The sequence below is a fragment of the Streptomyces sp. NPDC052301 genome (genome assembly GCF_044593395.1).
GTDB lineage: Bacteria > Actinomycetota > Actinomycetes > Streptomycetales > Streptomycetaceae > Streptomyces.
Genome location: NZ_JBIUBE010000006.1, coordinates 160,861 through 177,138, shown reverse-complemented (window position 1 = coordinate 177,138; position 16,278 = coordinate 160,861). Strand labels below are relative to the sequence as shown.

Below are 16,278 nucleotides of genomic sequence, written 5' to 3'. Positions count from 1 at the left end.
CGGCTAGACCCAGGTGTCCAGCCACATCCGCGACCGCCACTGGTCTATCGGGATCGCCTCGCCCGTGAACAGCGGCCAGAAGTAGATGAAGTTCCAGGAGATCAGCAGCACCAGGACGCCCGCCGCCGACGCGCCGACCACGCGGCGGGTGTCGCTGGAGCCCGGTGGGCCGACGATCGCGCCGATCATCATCGCCACCGCCAGACACAGGAACGGCACGAAGACGACCGCGTAGAAGAGGAAGATCGTCCGCTCCTGGTACAGGAACCACGGCAGGTAGCCGGCCGCGATGCCGCAGGCGATCGCGCCCGCCCGCCAGTCGCGGCGGAACGCCCAGCGCCACAGCACGTACAGGATCGCGAAACAGGCCGCCCACCACAGCAGCGGCGTGCCGATCGCGAGCACCTCCCGGGCGCACTTCTGGCCCGCGTCCGCCGGGCAGCCGTCGGCGCCGGGGTTGGGGGACTCGTAGAAGTACGACACCGGGCGGCCCAGCACGATCCAGCTCCACGGGTTGGACTGGTAGGTGTGCGGGGACGTCAGCCCGACGTGGAACTTGTACACCTCGTGCTCGTAGTGCCACAGGCTGCGCAGCCAGTCCGGCAGGAAGGTCCAGCTGCCGCCCTTGCCGTCGGTGGCCGCCCAGTTGCGGTAGTAGCCGCCGGTGCCGTTCGCGGGGGAGAGGATCCAGCCGGTCCAGGAGGCCAGGTAGACGACGATCGCCACCGGCACCGTCGCCAGGAAGGCGAGCCCCGTGTCGTACTTCAGGACCGCCAGGTACGGGTGCTGGGCACCGGCCACCTTGCGCGCGCCGACGTCCCACAGCACCGCCATCACACAGAAGGCGGCCAGGATGTACAGGCCGTTCCACTTCGTGCCGATCGCGAGACCCAGCATCACCCCGGCCCCCCACCGCCAGGGGCGCAGGCCGAAGCGGAAGGTGTCACCGACGTGCACGTCCGGGCGGACCCGCCCGTCGGGGCCGGCGGGCAGCGCGGCGGCGAGTCTCTCCCGTGACCTGTCCCGGTCGACGACCAGACAGCCGAACGCGGCCAGTACGAAGAACATCAGCACGCCGTCGAGCAGCGAGGTCCGGCTCATCACGAAGTGCAGCCCGTCCACCGCCATCAGCGCGCCCGCCAGACAGCCGAGGAACGTCGAGCGGAAGATCCGCCGCCCGATCCGGCACAGCAGCAGCACGGAGAGGGTGCCGAGCAGCGCGGTCATGAAGCGCCAGCCGAACGGGTCGAACCCGAAGATCAGCTCGCCGAGCCCGATCACGTACTTGCCGACCGGCGGGTGCACGACGTACGCGGCGTCCGTCGGGACCGCCAGGTGGCCGTGCGTCTGCAGGACGAGGTCGTTGGCGTTCTTGTCCCAGTTGACCTCGTACCCGCGGTGCACGAGCGCCCAGGCGTCCTTGGCGTAGTACGTCTCGTCGAATATCACCGCGCGCGGGCTGCCCAGGTTCCAGAATCGCATCAGGCCCGCCATCAGCGTCACCAGCAGCGGGCCGCCCCAGCCCGACCAGCGCCGGATGCGTTCGGCGAGGACCGGCGAGGCGCCGAGTGCCGCCCACAGCCGGGAGCTCGGCTCGGCGAACGGAGGCACCAGCCGGTCCCGTACGTCGCCCGCCGGGGCGTCCTTGGCCGGTGTGTACCCGAATCGGCGCAGCCGCCGCTGCCACGACGGCTGCTCGTCGTGCGGCGCCTGGCCCTGCCGGAGGTCCATGGAGGACGCGGTACTGGTCACCGCGCCATCGTAGGGAACGGTTCTGTGCGAGTCCCGTGCATGTGAGGTACCGGTCGTGATGCGGCCGTTTTCCCCCCGGTGAGGCGGCCCTGGGAGGATGGGGGCGTGACTGGAACCCTTGTCCTGGCAGGTACCCCCATCGGTGACATCGCGGACGCGCCGCCCCGGCTGGCCGAGGAGCTGGCCGGCGCCGACGTGGTCGCCGCCGAGGACACCCGGCGGCTGCGCCGGCTCACCCAGGCACTGGGCGTGACCCCCAAGGGGCGCGTGGTGTCGTACTTCGAGGGCAACGAATCCGCCCGCACGCCGGAGCTGGTGCAGGAGCTGGTCGGCGGCGCGCGCGTGCTGCTCGTCACGGACGCCGGCATGCCGTCGGTCTCCGACCCCGGCTACCGGCTGGTGGCGGCGGCGGTCGAACAGGACGTCCGGGTGACCGCCGTACCGGGGCCGTCCGCCGTACTCACCGCGCTGGCCCTGTCCGGGCTGCCCGTCGACCGGTTCTGCTTCGAGGGCTTCCTGCCGCGCAAGGCGGGGGAGCGGCTGTCCCGGCTGCGGGAGGTCGCGGCCGAGCGGCGCACGCTGGTCTACTTCGAGGCCCCGCACCGGCTCGACGACACCCTCGCCGCCATGGCCGAGGTCTTCGGCGCGGACCGGCGCGCCGCCGTCTGCCGCGAGCTGACCAAGACGTACGAGGAGGTACGGCGCGGTCCGCTGGCCGAGCTGGCGGAGTGGGCCGCGCAGGGTGTGCGCGGGGAGATCACCGTCGTCGTCGAGGGCGCCCCCGAGGCCGGGCCCGAGGAGCTGGACGCGGAGGAACTCGTCCGCCGGGTCCGGGTGCGGGAGGAGGCGGGGGAGCGGCGCAAGGAGGCGATCGCCGCGGTCGCCGTCGAGGCGGGGGTGCCGAAGAGGGTGGTGTTCGACGCGGTGGTCGCAGCCAAGCGCGCCGGCGGCTGAGCGTCGCTCCGGGCGCTCACGAAAACCCCTCTGAGCAGGTCCGTTCTCGGGTGAGCGGATGCGCCATGCGACGGCAAAGGGCTGTCTCCGATGGCAAAGCCCACAGGGGTGGAAGAGGGCGGTTTCTGCAAGGAAAGTCCAAATCGCCTCCAACACTCGACAGCCCTGATGCGTTCACGTCGGCGGAAGAGTCCACTGGTCGAAGAGGCGCCCCGTCGCGGGGCGCCTGTCCAGCGGAACAAGAGGAGCTGGCATGAGCGAGATCGCAGGGCAGACCGGCCTCCGTGGTACTGCCACAGCCGTCGTTCACGAGTCGTACGCGTTCGCCTGCATGAGGTGCGGGCACGGCTGGGAGCAGTCGTACGAGATAGAGCACCACACGGACGGCGACGGGCAGGAGTTCGTGCTGTACGTGGCCGACGGCCGGGTCGTGCCGTCGCCGCTGAGCCGGCCCAGCTGCCACAACTGCGACGGCCATGTCGTGCGGATCATGCGGGCGGGGCAGGTCTCGTCGGCGCGCGGCGCCGCCCAGCACCACCACGTGCCGCCGGCGGGCCCGGTCGAGGCGCCGCAGGTGCCCGGGCAGACCGAGGAGCCGCACCACTGGCACCTGACCGATCTCCTCCACCCTTTCCGCAAGGCGGGCTGAGCTGCGTCCGGGGCCCGGTGAGGGGGGCTTGCCCCTTTCGTAGGATCGGGGCATGCCTTCGAACGCCGGCCAGAGCGCCAAGGACGACAAGCACACGGCCCCGCCGCTCCCGGCGCCCCTCCAGGTGCCCGTCGCCGACTCGCACACCCATCTCGACATGCAGTCCGGCACGGTCGAGGAGGGCCTCGCCAAGGCCGCGTCGGTGGGTGTGACGACGGTCGTCCAGGTCGGCTGCGACATCAAGGGCTCACGCTGGGCCGCCGAGACGGCCGCCGCGTACGACAGCGTCCACGCCGCGGTCGCCCTGCACCCCAACGAGGCGCCGCGCATCGTCCACGGCGACCCCGACGGCTGGTCGCGGCAGGGTGCCCGCGAGCCGGGCGGGGACGCCGCGCTGGACGAGGCCCTCGTCGAGATCGACCGGCTCGCCGGGCTGCCCCAGGTGAAGGGCGTCGGGGAGACGGGGCTCGACCACTTCCGCACGGGCCCGGAGGGCAAGGCCGCGCAGGAGCGGTCCTTCCGCGCCCACATCGAGATCGCCAAGCGGCACGGCAAGGCGCTGGTGATCCACGACCGGGACGCGCACGCCGACGTCCTGCGGATCCTGCGGGAGGAGGGCGCCCCCGAGCGGACCGTCTTCCACTGCTACTCCGGCGACGCCGACATGGCCGCGATCTGCGCCCGCGAGGGCTACTTCATGTCCTTCGCCGGCAACGTCACCTTCAAGAACGCCCAGAACCTGCGCGACGCCCTCGCCGCCGCCCCGCTGGAGCTGGTCCTCGTGGAGACCGACGCGCCGTTCCTGACCCCCGCGCCCTACCGCGGACGGCCGAACGCGCCGTACCTCGTCCCGGTCACGGTCCGTGCGATGGCCGCCGTGCGCGGCATCGACGAGGACGCGCTGGCGACGGCCCTGGGCGCCAACACCGCCCGTGCCTTCGGCTACTGAGAGTCGTCAAGCGTCCCTGAGCGCATGTTCGGGGCGCAACTGTACGTAGCCGTGCCGCTTTGGAGAGTGACAGCCGCTCCGCTAGGTTCTGCTCGCCCGATCCGGACCCCTCTGGCTCCCTGGAGCGTGTCGGCGTGAGCAAGTCGCAGTACGAGACGTACGAGCCCTACGGCCCTGACGCCTCCGTGCACACCGCGGAGACCCTGCCCTACGGCCTGTACGAGGACACCTACCGGCCCGCCTACGAGGCCCAGGCGTACTTCGTCTCCGAGCCGGCGCTGCCGCGGCGGACGACGACGGTGCCCGCTCCGGTGAGCACGGAGGAACCGGAGTCACTCGACGGAGTGACCGGCCCACCCGAAGGGGTGTACGGGCGTGCCGCGCGCCGACGCAGGGCGCGCAGCGCCGAGCGCCCTGAGTCCGCGGTGCGCCGTCTGCTGCCGCAGGCGCTGGTGGTGGCCTTCCTGGCCGGCGGCACCACCGCGTTCGTCGCCAAGGACAAGGCGATCGAGCTGAGCGTCGACGGCCATCCCCGCACCCTGCACACCTTCGCCGACGACGTGAGTGAGCTGCTCGCCGAGCAGGGCGTGCACGTCGGGGCGCACGACATGATCGCGCCCGGTCCCGGCGCGGCCCTCGCCAGCGGGGACGCGGTCGCGGTCCGCTACGGCCGCCCGGTACGGCTCACGCTGGACGGCCGACAGCACGAGGTGTGGACGACGGCGCACACGGTCGAGGGGGCGCTCGACGAGCTGGGGGTGCGCGCCGAGGGCGCGTATCTGTCGATCTCCCGCTCCCAGAGCATCGGGCGCGCCGGACTCGCGCTCGACGTGCGCACCGAGCGCGCCGTCACGGTCATGGCGGACGGCCGTACCCGCACCATCCGCACCAACGCGGCCACCGTCCGCGAGGCCGTCGAGGAGGCCGGCATCGTCCTGCACGGCCAGGACACCACCTCCGTCCCGCTCGACAGCTTCCCGCGCGACGGCCAGACGGTGACCGTGCTGCGCATCAGCGGCACCCGGGAGGTGCGCGAGGAGCAGATCCCCTTCGACGTCGAGCGGGTCGAGGACCCCACCCTGTTCAAGGGCATCGAGGTCGTCGCCCGGCCCGGCCGGCCCGGGCTGCGGCGGGACACCTACCTGCTGCGCACCGTCAACGGCGTACGGCAGAAGCCGCGCCGGGAGACCTCCGAAACCGTGCGCGGGCCGCACAAGCAGCTGGTGAAGGTGGGCACCAAGCCGCTGCCGCCCTCCGTGGAAGGCGCCGAGGGCCTGAACTGGAGCGCCCTCGCCGCCTGCGAGTCCGGCGGCCGCCCGCACGCGGTCGACCCCTCGGGAACGTACGGCGGGCTCTACCAGTTCGACGTCCACACCTGGCGCAGCCTCGGCGGCACCGGCCGGCCCCAGGACGCGTCGGCGGAGGAACAGACGTTCCGCGCGAAGAAGCTGTACCTGAGCCGGGGGGCCAGTCCCTGGCCGCACTGCGGGGCGCGGCTGCGCTGGTGACCGGGGGCCGGTGCGCCTCGCCCCGTGCCTCGACGGCCCGGGAGACGTCCCCGGGAGCGGTACCTGGCAAACCGCCCCGGTGGACCCCCGTACCCTTGTCCCGTGAGCAGCCCCACCCCCGACGCCCTCCTCGGCCCGGCCGACATCCGTGAGCTGGCGGCAGCGCTCGGTGTCCGTCCCACCAAGCAGCGCGGCCAGAACTTCGTGATCGACGCCAACACGGTCCGCCGTATCGTCCGCACCGCCGAGGTCCGCCCCGACGACGTGGTCGTCGAGGTCGGCCCGGGGCTCGGCTCCCTCACCCTCGCGCTGCTGGAGGCCGCCGACCGGGTCACGGCCGTCGAGATCGACGACGTCCTCGCCACGGCCCTCCCCACGACCATCGGCGCGCGCATGCCGGCCCGCGCCGACCGGTTCGCACTGGTCCACTCCGACGCGATGCACGTCACCGAGCTGCCCGGCCCCCCGCCGACGGCCCTGGTGGCGAACCTGCCCTACAACGTCGCCGTACCCGTGCTGCTGCACATGCTCGAGACCTTCCCGAGCATCGAGCGCACCCTCGTCATGGTGCAGTCCGAGGTCGCCGACCGGCTCGCCGCCGCCCCCGGCTCGAAGGTGTACGGCGTGCCGTCCGTGAAGGCCAACTGGTACACCGAGGTGAAGCGGGCCGGGGCCATCGGCCGCAACGTCTTCTGGCCCGCGCCGAACGTCGACAGCGGACTGGTCTCCCTCGTCCGACGGACCGAGCCGATCAAGACGACGGCCTCCCGGAAGGAGGTCTTCGCGGTGATCGACGCGGCCTTCGCGCAGCGCCGCAAGACCCTGCGCGCCGCGCTCGCCGGCTGGGCCGGATCCGCCGCTGCCGCCGAGGCCGCCCTGGTCGCCGCCGGGGTCTCGCCGCAGGCCCGCGGGGAGTCGCTCACGGTGGAGGAGTTCGCGTCCATCGCCGAACACAAGGAGTCCGGTAAGTGAGCGTCACGGTCCGCGTTCCCGCCAAGGTCAACGTCCAGCTCGCGGTCGGTGCCGCCCGCCCCGACGGGTTCCACGACCTCGCCAACGTCTTCCTCGCCGTCGGCCTCTACGACGAGGTCACGGTGACCCCCGCGGACGAACTCCGGATCACCTGCGAGGGCCCCGACGCCGGGCAGGTCCCCCTGGACCGCACCAACCTCGCCGCGCGCGCCGCGCTCGCGCTCGCCGAGCGGCGGGGCATCGAACCGGCCGTGCACATCCACATCGCCAAGGACATCCCGGTCGCGGGCGGCATGGCGGGCGGCAGCGCCGACGGCGCGGGAGCGCTGCTCGCCTGCAACACGCTGTGGGGCACGGGCGCCTCGCGGGCCGAACTGCTCGCGATCTGCGCCGAGCTGGGCAGCGACGTGCCGTTCAGCCTGGTCGGCGGGGCGGCTCTCGGCATCGGGCGCGGCGAGCAGCTGACCGCCCTGGAGACCGGCGGCACCTTCCACTGGGTGTTCGCGATGGCCGAGCGGGGGCTGTCGACGCCGGCGGTCTTCCGCGAGTTCGACCGGCTGGCGCAGGGGCGGGACATTCCGGAGCCGGTGGCTTCGGCGGCGCTGCTTCAGGCGCTGGCGAAGGGGGACGCGGACGCACTGGCCGCCGCCGTCTCCAACGACCTCCAGCCCGCGGCCCTGTCCCTGTTCCCGGAGCTCGCCGACACGCTGGACGCGGGGCGCGGGGCCGGTGCCCTCGCCGCGCTGGTCTCGGGTTCGGGGCCCACGACGGCCTTCCTCGCGCGCGACCCGGAGGCCGCCACGAAGATCGCCGACGCCCTCCGGTCCTCCGGTACCTGCCGTACGGTGCGCACGGCGACGGCCCCCGCGCCGGGCGCCACGGTGACCCCCCGGGACGTCGCGCGGCAATAGGGCTGCGCCGTCGGCGAGGTCGCTCTGGGCTCCGCTGCCTCGGCCGCTTGTGACGCGGACGGACGGGGGAGGGAGCGCACACATGGGCACGGGGGACGCGGACCGGCTCGTCACGGCCGTACGGCGCGGGGACGCGGAACAGGTCCGGGAGCTGCTGGAGGCCGGGGCCGATCCGGACGCCCCCGACGCGAGCACGGGCCTGCCGGTGCTGTGCCGGGCGATCGACGCGGACGACCGGCCGGTCGCCGAGGCCCTGGTCGAGGCCGGGGCCGACCCGCTGCGGCGGCTGCCCGACGGCACCACCCCGCTGCTGCGGGCGGTGGACGGCGGCTCACCGGGACTGGCCCAGGCCGTCCTCCCCGGCGTGGCACTCCGCCCCGGACCGGTCCGCGAGGAGGTGCTGGAGCACGCACGCCGCCTGGCGGGCACCGATCCGGAGGCCGAACTGCGGCGCCGCACCGGCCTGCCGGGCCCGGTCGCGCGGATCCGGCGGCAGGACGACATCGGCTGCTGGTACGAGCGGCTCACCCTCGGCGGGTTGACGCTGTGCGACGGGCACGCGGCCTTCCTCACCGCCCTGGAGGCGAGGCTGCGGCTGCGTACGCCCTTCGGCGAACTGCTCGCGCGCGCCCTGACCCGCCCGGACCGCGACCACGAGGTGTGGACGGAATCGGTGCTGGCGCTGGGCGCGCGGCTGGACGACGCGATCTGGGCCGAGGCCGTCCGGCTCGGCCGCGACCCCGATCCGCTGCTCCGGCTCTTCGCCGCGGACGTGCTGCTGAGCACGATCGTCGCGGACGCCCAGCGCCGCAGGCCCACCCTCCGGGACCCGGCCCGAGACCTCGTTCCCTGGGCCGAGCGGGAGCGGGACACGGACGTGCTCGACGTCCTGCTCAACGGGCTGACGTGGATGAGCGGCCCCGAGACCGACGCCCTCGGCCTGGCGCACGTCACGCACCCCGATCCCCGGATCCGCAGCCATGTGCCCGAACTGCTGGACGGCGACGAGGACGTGCTGCGCCCGGAGGGCCTGGCCGCCGTTGTCGCGCTGGCCCGCGATCCGGACCCCGACGTACGCGACCGCACCTGCTTCTGGCTGTCGCACTACCGGGGCCGCGAGCCGGAGACCGGGGACGTGCTGGTGGAGCTCACGCACGACGAGCGGCAGCGCACGCGCGCGTACGCGGTCGCGGCGCTCGCGCACCGCGACGACCCGCGCTGCGTGGAGCTCGAACACCGCATCGGACCCCTGGAGCCCGGCACGGACATCGACACGTTGCCACTGAGTGCGGTCTGGTACTACCAGCGGCGTCAGGAGCAGCAGAAGGACGACGGCTGACCTCGGACTACCCTGGACGGGCGATCCATCCCCCCGGGCAGGAGTGAAATGGCCGTCAATCTGGTCAATGTCGAGAACGTCAGCAAGGTGTACGGCACCCGTGCCCTGCTCGACGGCGTCTCGCTCGGTGTGTCGGAAGGGGACCGGATCGGCGTCGTCGGGCGCAACGGCGACGGCAAGACCACCCTCATCCGGATGCTCGCCAAGCTGGAGCAGGCCGACACCGGGCGCGTCACGCACTCCGGCGGGCTGCGGCTCGGCGTGCTGACCCAGCACGACTCCCTCGACCCCGCCGCCACCGTCCGCCACGAGGTCATCGGCGACATGGCCGACCACGAGTGGGCCGGCAACGCCAAGGTCAGGGACGTGCTGACCGGGCTCTTCGGCGGGCTGGACCTGCCGGGCTTCCCCAAGGGGCTCGACACCGTCATCGGGCCGCTCTCCGGTGGCGAGCGGCGCCGTATCGCGCTCGCCAAGCTGCTCATCGAGGAACAGGACCTGCTCGTCCTGGACGAGCCCACCAACCACCTCGACGTCGAGGGCATCGCCTGGCTCGCGAACCACCTGCGCAACCGCCGCTCGGCGCTGGTCTGCGTGACCCACGACCGGTGGTTCCTGGACCAGGTCTGCACCCGCATGTGGGACGTGCAGCGCGGTGACGTCTACGAGTACGAGGGCGGCTACTCGGACTACGTCTTCGCCCGGGCCGAGCGGGAGCGGATCGCCGCCACCGAGGAGGCCAAGCGGCAGAACCTGATCCGCAAGGAGCTGGCCTGGCTGCGGCGTGGGGCGCCCGCGCGGACGTCCAAGCCCCGTTTCCGGGTCGAGGCCGCCAACGAGCTGATCGCCGACGTGCCGCCGCCCCGGGACACCTCCGAGCTGATGAAGTTCGCCTCCTCGCGGCTCGGCAAGACCGTCTTCGACCTGGAGGACGTCACCGTGCAGGCCGGGCCCAAGGTGCTGCTGAAGCACGTGACCTGGCAGCTGGGCCCCGGCGACCGGATCGGTCTCGTCGGCGTCAACGGCGCGGGGAAGACCTCCCTGCTGCGCGCCATGGCGGCGGCGGCCCGTACCGAGGGCGAGGAGCAGCCGGCCGCCGGCCGGGTCGCCGTCGGCAGGACCGTCAAGCTCGCCTACCTCTCCCAGGAGGTCGCGGAGCTGAACCCGACCACGCGGGTCCTGGAAGCCGTCCAGCAGGTGCGTGAGCGCGTCGACCTCGGCAAGGGGCGCGAGATGACCGCCGGGCAGCTGTGCGAGACGTTCGGCTTCGGCAAGGAGAAGCAGTGGACTCCGGTGGGGGACCTCTCCGGCGGTGAGCGCCGCCGCCTGCAGCTCCTGCGCCTCCTCATGGACGAGCCCAACGTCCTCTTCCTCGACGAGCCCACCAACGACCTCGACATCGAGACCCTCACCCAGCTCGAGGACGTCCTCGACGGCTGGCCCGGCTCGATGATCGTCATCTCCCACGACCGGTTCTTCGTCGAGCGCACCACGGACCGTGTGTTCGCCCTCCTCGGGGACGGCACCCTGCGGATGCTGCCGCGCGGCATCGACGAGTACCTGGAGCGGCGGCAGCGCATGGAGGAGGCGGTCGCCGCGCAGGCCGCCGCCGCGGCGCCCAAACCGGCCACGACGGAGAAGAGCGCCGCCGACCAGCGGGCCGCCAAGAAGGAACTGCAGAAGATCGAGCGGCAGTTGGACAAGATCTCCGAGAAGGAGTCCACGCTGCACGCTCAGATCGCCGACAACGCCACCGACTTCGCCAAGGTGGCCGAACTGGACGGCCGGCTGCGGGACCTGGCCGGGGAGCGCGAGGAACTGGAAATGCGCTGGCTGGAATTGGCGGAGGACGCCTGACCTCCGCGGTATCCCGCGCGGGGGGCGCGTGCGCCGCGTGAAGGGGGCGTGAAGGCGCATAACAACGGCATCACGGGCCGGTTCTCCCTTGGGAACAGGGGAGGGCGCGGCCCCGTGTGCTGTCTGTGCCGGGTGATAGAAAGAGCCGTCTGACAACTTCTGAATACGACCTTGGGTCCATCACGAACCTCAGGGCGTGGCTAAAAATCAGTGAACGAGGGGGAAGAGCGCTGATGACTCAGCCGCCCAACCAGCCGCCCCACGGCGGTTTCGGAGCGCCACAGGACCAGCCGCCACAGGGCGGCGGATTCGGTGCACCCCCTCCGCCGGCGCAGCCGCCGGCCGCCCCGCCCCAGCCGCCCGCGGCCCCGCCGCAGCAGCCACAGCCCGGGTACGGCTACCCGCAGCAGCCCGGGCCGTACGGCGCTCCGCCCGCGCCCGGCGCGCCGGGCCCGTACGCCGCCCCGGGGCCCTACGGTTACCCGCAGCAGCCCCAGCAGCCCGGCCCGTACGGCGCGGCACCCCAGCCCGGTTTCGGCGGCGGGTACCCGCATCAGCCGTACCCGGGCATGCCCGGCACCCCGCCGGGCGGCCCGGCGCCGGGGTCCAGGACGAAGCCGGCGCTGCTCATCGGTGCCGCGGTGGCCGCGCTGCTCGTCATCGGCGGCACCGTGTACGCGGTGACCAGCGGCGGGGACGACGACGGCAAGAAGAAGCCGGTCGCCCAGCAGAGCGATGACCCCAAGCAGTCCGCCTCGGCGTCCGCCACCCCGAGCCCGGCGAGCGGCGGCGGTGACGACCCGGAGAACTTCAACGAGGGCCGCAAGCCCGGCGAGGCGAAGGTCCTCTGGTACAAGTCGGCGCCGGACGCCCCGGGCAACGGTGCCGACGCGCCCGGCCTGTGGGTCACCGGCTCCACGGTGGTGAAGGCGGCGTACAAGCAGGTCTTCGCCTTCGGTGCCGGTGACGGCGGGACCGCCTGGGGGCCGATCACCCTCCCGCAGAAGATCTGCGCGGTCACCCCGCAGAAGTCGGCCGACGACAAGGTCGTCGTGGCGTACGCGAGCGGCGCCGGCGACAGCGCCAAGTGCAACCAGCTGCAGCAGATCGACCTGGCCACCGGCAAGAAGGGGTGGAGCGGCGAGGTCGCCGACGGTGAGCTGTTCGACAGCGCGCTGAACGTCGAGCTGACCGTGAGCGGGAAGACGCTGATGGTGGCCCGTTCGCAGTCGGGCACGGCGTACGACATCGACAGCGGCAAGAAGCTGTACGACAAGAAGAAGTACGGCTCCGCCTGCTTCCCGGACGCGTACGCGGGCGGCACCGGCCGGCTGATCCAGGTGGCGTCCTGCGGCGCCGGTACGAGCACCGAGCACGACGAGATCCAGGAACTCGACCCGGCCACCGGCAAGGTGAGGTGGACCCAGAAGGTCAAGAAGGGCTGGAAGGTGTCGCGGACGTACTCCGTCGACCCGCTCGTCGTCTACCTGACCAACGAGGACAAGAAGGCCTGGAACATCTCGACCTTCGCCAAGAACGGCAAGTTCCGTTCGCAGGTGACGGTCGACGAGAAGTTCGCGCCGCGCTGCGGCTGGGCGATCCTCGAACGCGACCTGCAGGGCTGCCAGGGCGTCGCCGTCGACGGCGACACGCTCTACCTGCCCACGGACTCCACGGCCAGTGCCAACGAGATCGTCGCCATCAGCCTGGCCGACGGCAAGGCGAAGTGGCGCGCCAAGTCCCCGGCGGACGAGCCGATGTCGCCGATCAAGGTGGAGGGCGGCAAGCTCATCGCGTACGTGCAGCCGTCGTTCGAGGCGGGCGGCCAGGTCGTCTCCATCCCGGTCGGCGGTTCCTCCCACAGCACGACCAAGCTGCTGCAGAACCCCTCGGGCACCGCCGAGATCGAGGAGACCTTCTACGACAGCGTCCTCGACTGGTCCGGCGGGCGGTTCTACATCTCCTCCGGCCGGCTGAACGGAAACGACGACGCGAAGGAGAAGCTGATCATGGCCTTCGGCAACTGAGCCCGGCTTCCCGCCCGTCCGTAGAGTCCGAGTCCGCTGAGCCGTCCGGCCGTTCGCGCTTCACCGAGGTACCCACGTCATGACCCAGCCGCCCCCTCCGCCGCCCCACCAGCCCCCGCAGCAGGGCGGTGGCTTCGGCCCGCCGAACACCCCGCCGCCCCCTCCGTCGCAGACCCCGCCTGCGCCGACCCCGCAGGACCAGCCGCCCGCGGGCGCACCGCTCCCGCTGGACAAGCCGCCCGCGGCCCCCGCGGCCCCGGCGGGTCCGCCCGTGCAGCCGCCGCACCCGCCGCAGCCCGCGTACGGCTACCCGCAGGCCGCCGCTCCGGCTCCGCAGCCGCAGCAGCCGCCCCAGCCCGGATACGGCTACCCCGGCGCCCAGCCGAACCCGTACGCCCAGCAGCCCCCGGCCTACGGCCAGCCGCAGGCCCCCTACGGGACGCCCGCCCAGCCGATGCAGCCGGGACAGCCCGGGCAGCCGGGCTACGGCTACCCCGGTTACGGCTATCCGGGGCAGCAGCCGACGATGCCGATGCAGCCGCAGGTGGGGACGGCCGGCGGCGGCCGGAACAACACCGTGCTGTTCATCGTCGTCGCGGCGGTCGTCGTGATCGCGCTGATCGTCGGCGGCGGCATCTGGTACGCCAAGTCCTCCGGTGACGACGGCAAGCAGCACCACACGGCCTCCTCCAGCGGGGGCACGGGCGGTGACAAGGGCGGCTCCGGGGGCACGTCCACCGGCGGCAAGGAGAAGGCGCCGGCCGACCCCGCCTCCCAGGTGCTCTTCCAGGTCCCGATGCCCAAGGCCGACGACACGACCGACACCTCGGGCTCGTGGCTGACCGACAAGGTGTACGCCAAGAGCGGCATCGCCGAGATCGTCGGCTACGACCCGGTCAAGGGCGGCAAGCTGTGGACGGTCAAGCTGCCCGGCCCGGTCTGCGCGGCCAGCGCCCAGGTCAGCTCCGACAACCGGACGGCGGTCCTCTTCCAGCCGAAGATGCCCGCGAAGAACTCCTCCGCGGGCTGCAGCCAGGTCGCCGGGATCGACCTCGACACGGGGACCAAGCTGTGGACGAAGACGGTCAAGTCCGGTGACTACACGGCCAGTCTGGACAACGTGACGGTCGCCCAGCACACCGTCGCGGTCGGCAGCACCGACGGCGGCGCCGCGTTCGACCTCGACTCCGGCAAGACGCTGTGGCAGCCGAAGCCGGACGACACCTGCTACGACGCCGGGTACGGCGGCGGCACCAAGCTGGTCGCGGTGCGCAAGTGCGGCGGCTACGACAACAAGCAGCTGCACATCCAGAACATCGACCCGAAGTCCGGGAAGGTGATCTCCGAGTACAAGATGGACTCGGGCATCGAGTACGCCTCCGTCGTCTCCACCGACCCGCTGGTGGTGGCGGCCGACGTCGGGGACAGCGCAGGCGACGGCAGCGGTGTCTCGGACTACTTCTCCATCGACGGCAGGACCGGCAAGCTGATCACCCGCATCTCCGCGCCCGCCGACACCTACGGCGGCCGCTGCGACGGCATCGACACCGTCGACGGCTGCAAGGAGATCGTCGCGGGCGACGGCAAGCTGTACGTGCCGACCGAGGAGCACGACGGGTCGGGCCAGTACAGCAGGACCAACGAGATCCTCGCCTTCGACCTGAACACCGGGAAGCAGACCGGGCAGCGCGCCGAGGCCGGGGACGGCTACACGATCTCTCCGCTGCGCATGGACGGCGGCAACCTGATCGCCTACAAGCGCCCGCCGTACGACAAGGGCGGCCAGATCGTCAGCATCGACGGCGGCTCCTTCAAGGAGACCAAGCTGCTGGAGAACCCGGCCAACTCGACCGTGCGGGACGTGGAGACCAGCATGTCGCCGGACTACTCGGAGATCCTCTTCGGGCACGGCCGGCTGTACATGTCGGAAGTCTTCGCCCACAAGCCGGACTCCACTAACGAGAAGGAGGTCCTGGCGATGGCGTTCGGCCCCAAGGGCTGACCGTTCGCCGACGCCTGGTGCCGTCTCGCCCGAATGGGTGACTTGCCGAGAAGTGCCCCGGATTTCATCGATCCGGGGCACTTCTCATGAAGAGGGGCAGCGCGACGTCGAACAAGCGTGTAGCTTCCGGGGACATGAAGGGGCCGGGTGCCGGGGGGCGCTCTGTCCCGGCGGACCGGTGGGCGTCCATAGTGGGGCATCCATGGGGGGGACTGGGGGGTTGCTCGATGGGAGTGCGGCTCATGGTCGTCGACGACCATCGCCTGCTCGCGGAGGCGTTGGCGTCGGCGTTGAAGCTGCGCGGGCACCGGGTGCTCGCCGCGGCGGCGCCGGCCGCGGGCGCGGCGGACCTGGTGATCGCGCGGGCGCCGGAGGTGTGCCTGCTGGGTACGGCGGCACCGGCCGAGCCGGGGGCGTTCGACCCGGTGGTGAAGATCAAACGGGAGCGGCCGCAGGTGGCGGTGCTGGTGCTGGGGCCGGTGCCCTCGCCGCGGGGCATCGCGGCGGCGTTCGCCGCGGGCGCGTCGGGGTACGTGCGGCACGACGAGCGGATCGAGGGGGTCGAGCGGGCCATCATGAAGGCCCGCTCGGGCGAGGCGGCGGTGGCTCCGCAGCTGCTCCAGGGGGCGTTCGGCGAGCTGCTCAATCCGGCGGCGCAGCCCGACGACGAGGCGCAGCGGCTGCTGGAGATGCTGACGCCGCGGGAGGTGGAGGTGCTGGTGCGGGTGGCCGACGGCGAGGACACCCGGCTGATCGCGGCGGGCATGGGCATCGCACCGAGCACGGCCCGCACCCATGTCCAGCGGGTCCTGATGAAACTGGGCGTGGGCTCACGCCTGGAGGCGGCGGCGCTGGCGGCCAGGACCGGCTTGCTGGACCGGGCGGGACCGCTGAACCCCGGTCCGGAGTAGGTGCCCGAAGGGGCGCGGGGCCGTGCCGGTCTGCGGCTCCGCCGCGCGGGCGCGACCAGCTTCCACGCGCCCGCGGGCGGGGCGGCGGGTTACTCCCCCTGCCCCTCCTCCGGCGAACCCTCCGGAGGAAGCGGCGGCGGAGTCGGCCGCAGCTTCAGCCAGGCCAGGAAGAAGATGCCCAGCAGGAGCATGCCGATCCCGGTCCAGAGGTTGATGTTGACTCCCTGCGCCTTGTCGATCGCGGCCTGGGAGTCGGTGATGCCGGTGATCGTGACGATGATGCCGTAGACCACGAACAGGCCGCCGATGATGCGGCGCAGGTCGAAGATGCGGGCCGCGGTCGCCGACTTGCTCTCCAGGTCGGTGACCTCGCGCTGGACGTCCTCCTCCGAGTAGTGGAACGGCTCGTGCGGGCGGTCGGAGTGTTCGTTCATGATTTCCTCGATC

13 protein-coding genes are annotated in these 16,278 nt (G+C 72.4%); 11 read left to right on the top strand and 2 right to left on the bottom strand.

The window, feature by feature from the left end; translation table 11 throughout:
- Positions 1-3: 3 nt before the first annotated feature.
- The gene (locus tag ACIHEJ_RS18485; protein WP_400136514.1) at positions 4-1,752 is read right to left on the bottom strand and encodes a dolichyl-phosphate-mannose--protein mannosyltransferase; all 1,749 of its coding nucleotides are present in this window, start codon (positions 1,750-1,752) and stop codon (positions 4-6) included.
- Positions 1,753-1,857: 105 nt separating this feature from the next.
- On the opposite strand from ACIHEJ_RS18485, the gene rsmI reads away from it, so the two are divergent.
- From rsmI to ACIHEJ_RS18430, 11 genes are all read left to right on the top strand, one after another.
- Complete coding sequence (gene rsmI / locus ACIHEJ_RS18480) at positions 1,858-2,706, top strand: 16S rRNA (cytidine(1402)-2'-O)-methyltransferase (RefSeq protein ID WP_400136511.1); 849 nt, start codon at positions 1,858-1,860, stop codon at positions 2,704-2,706.
- A gap of 253 nt (positions 2,707-2,959) precedes the next feature.
- The gene (locus tag ACIHEJ_RS18475; RefSeq protein WP_400136509.1) at positions 2,960-3,355 is read left to right on the top strand and encodes a hypothetical protein; all 396 of its coding nucleotides are present in this window, start codon (positions 2,960-2,962) and stop codon (positions 3,353-3,355) included.
- Between the two features lie 52 nt (positions 3,356-3,407).
- Entirely contained in the window at positions 3,408-4,304 is an 897-nt protein-coding gene (locus ACIHEJ_RS18470; RefSeq protein WP_400136506.1) for a TatD family hydrolase, read from the top strand.
- Between the two features lie 134 nt (positions 4,305-4,438).
- The gene (locus tag ACIHEJ_RS18465; protein ID WP_400136503.1) at positions 4,439-5,812 is read left to right on the top strand and encodes a ubiquitin-like domain-containing protein; all 1,374 of its coding nucleotides are present in this window, start codon (positions 4,439-4,441) and stop codon (positions 5,810-5,812) included.
- A gap of 102 nt (positions 5,813-5,914) precedes the next feature.
- Positions 5,915-6,784 (top strand): 16S rRNA (adenine(1518)-N(6)/adenine(1519)-N(6))-dimethyltransferase RsmA, encoded by an 870-nt coding sequence (gene rsmA, locus ACIHEJ_RS18460; RefSeq protein WP_400136501.1) that lies wholly within the window; start codon positions 5,915-5,917, stop codon positions 6,782-6,784.
- Complete coding sequence (locus ACIHEJ_RS18455; RefSeq protein WP_400136498.1) at positions 6,781-7,695, top strand: 4-(cytidine 5'-diphospho)-2-C-methyl-D-erythritol kinase; 915 nt, start codon at positions 6,781-6,783, stop codon at positions 7,693-7,695. Before rsmA ends, ACIHEJ_RS18455 begins: the two co-directional genes overlap by 4 nt.
- Positions 7,696-7,777: 82 nt before the next feature.
- The gene (locus ACIHEJ_RS18450) at positions 7,778-9,034 is read left to right on the top strand and encodes a HEAT repeat domain-containing protein (protein WP_400136496.1); all 1,257 of its coding nucleotides are present in this window, start codon (positions 7,778-7,780) and stop codon (positions 9,032-9,034) included.
- A gap of 48 nt (positions 9,035-9,082) precedes the next feature.
- Positions 9,083-10,891, top strand: a complete 1,809-nt coding sequence (locus ACIHEJ_RS18445; RefSeq protein WP_400136494.1) for an ABC-F family ATP-binding cassette domain-containing protein — start codon at positions 9,083-9,085, stop codon at positions 10,889-10,891.
- A 233-nt stretch (positions 10,892-11,124) separates the two neighbouring features.
- On the top strand, positions 11,125-12,918 hold the full coding sequence (locus ACIHEJ_RS18440; protein ID WP_400136492.1) for a PQQ-binding-like beta-propeller repeat protein: 1,794 nt from the start codon (positions 11,125-11,127) through the stop codon (positions 12,916-12,918).
- Positions 12,919-12,997: 79 nt separating this feature from the next.
- Positions 12,998-14,920, top strand: coding sequence for a PQQ-binding-like beta-propeller repeat protein (locus ACIHEJ_RS18435; protein WP_400136489.1), 1,923 nt, complete (start codon positions 12,998-13,000; stop codon positions 14,918-14,920).
- Positions 14,921-15,147: 227 nt separating this feature from the next.
- Positions 15,148-15,831 carry a LuxR C-terminal-related transcriptional regulator gene (locus ACIHEJ_RS18430; protein ID WP_400136487.1) on the top strand — a complete coding sequence of 228 codons (684 nt, stop codon included), beginning with the start codon at positions 15,148-15,150 and terminating at the stop codon, positions 15,829-15,831.
- Between the two features lie 89 nt (positions 15,832-15,920).
- Here ACIHEJ_RS18430 and ACIHEJ_RS18425 read toward each other — a convergent pair whose 3' ends face one another.
- On the bottom strand, positions 15,921-16,265 hold the full coding sequence (locus ACIHEJ_RS18425) for a hypothetical protein (protein ID WP_400136485.1): 345 nt from the start codon (positions 16,263-16,265) through the stop codon (positions 15,921-15,923).
- Positions 16,266-16,278: the final 13 nt, after the last annotated feature.

Bases quoted from the DNA above. Each gene is read 5' to 3' on its own strand.
- ACIHEJ_RS18450 (WP_400136496.1), top strand. From the start codon at position 7,778: ATGGGCACGGGGGACGCGGACCGGCTCGTCACGGCCGTACGGCGCGGG.
- ACIHEJ_RS18445 (WP_400136494.1), top strand. From the start codon at position 9,083: ATGGCCGTCAATCTGGTCAATGTCGAGAACGTCAGCAAGGTGTACGGC.
- ACIHEJ_RS18470 (WP_400136506.1), top strand. From the start codon at position 3,408: ATGCCTTCGAACGCCGGCCAGAGCGCCAAGGACGACAAGCACACGGCC.
- ACIHEJ_RS18430 (WP_400136487.1), top strand. From the start codon at position 15,148: ATGGGAGTGCGGCTCATGGTCGTCGACGACCATCGCCTGCTCGCGGAG.
- ACIHEJ_RS18440 (WP_400136492.1), top strand. From the start codon at position 11,125: ATGACTCAGCCGCCCAACCAGCCGCCCCACGGCGGTTTCGGAGCGCCA.
- ACIHEJ_RS18435 (WP_400136489.1), top strand. From the start codon at position 12,998: ATGACCCAGCCGCCCCCTCCGCCGCCCCACCAGCCCCCGCAGCAGGGC.
- ACIHEJ_RS18425 (WP_400136485.1), bottom strand. From the start codon at position 16,265: ATGAACGAACACTCCGACCGCCCGCACGAGCCGTTCCACTACTCGGAG.
- ACIHEJ_RS18475 (WP_400136509.1), top strand. From the start codon at position 2,960: ATGAGCGAGATCGCAGGGCAGACCGGCCTCCGTGGTACTGCCACAGCC.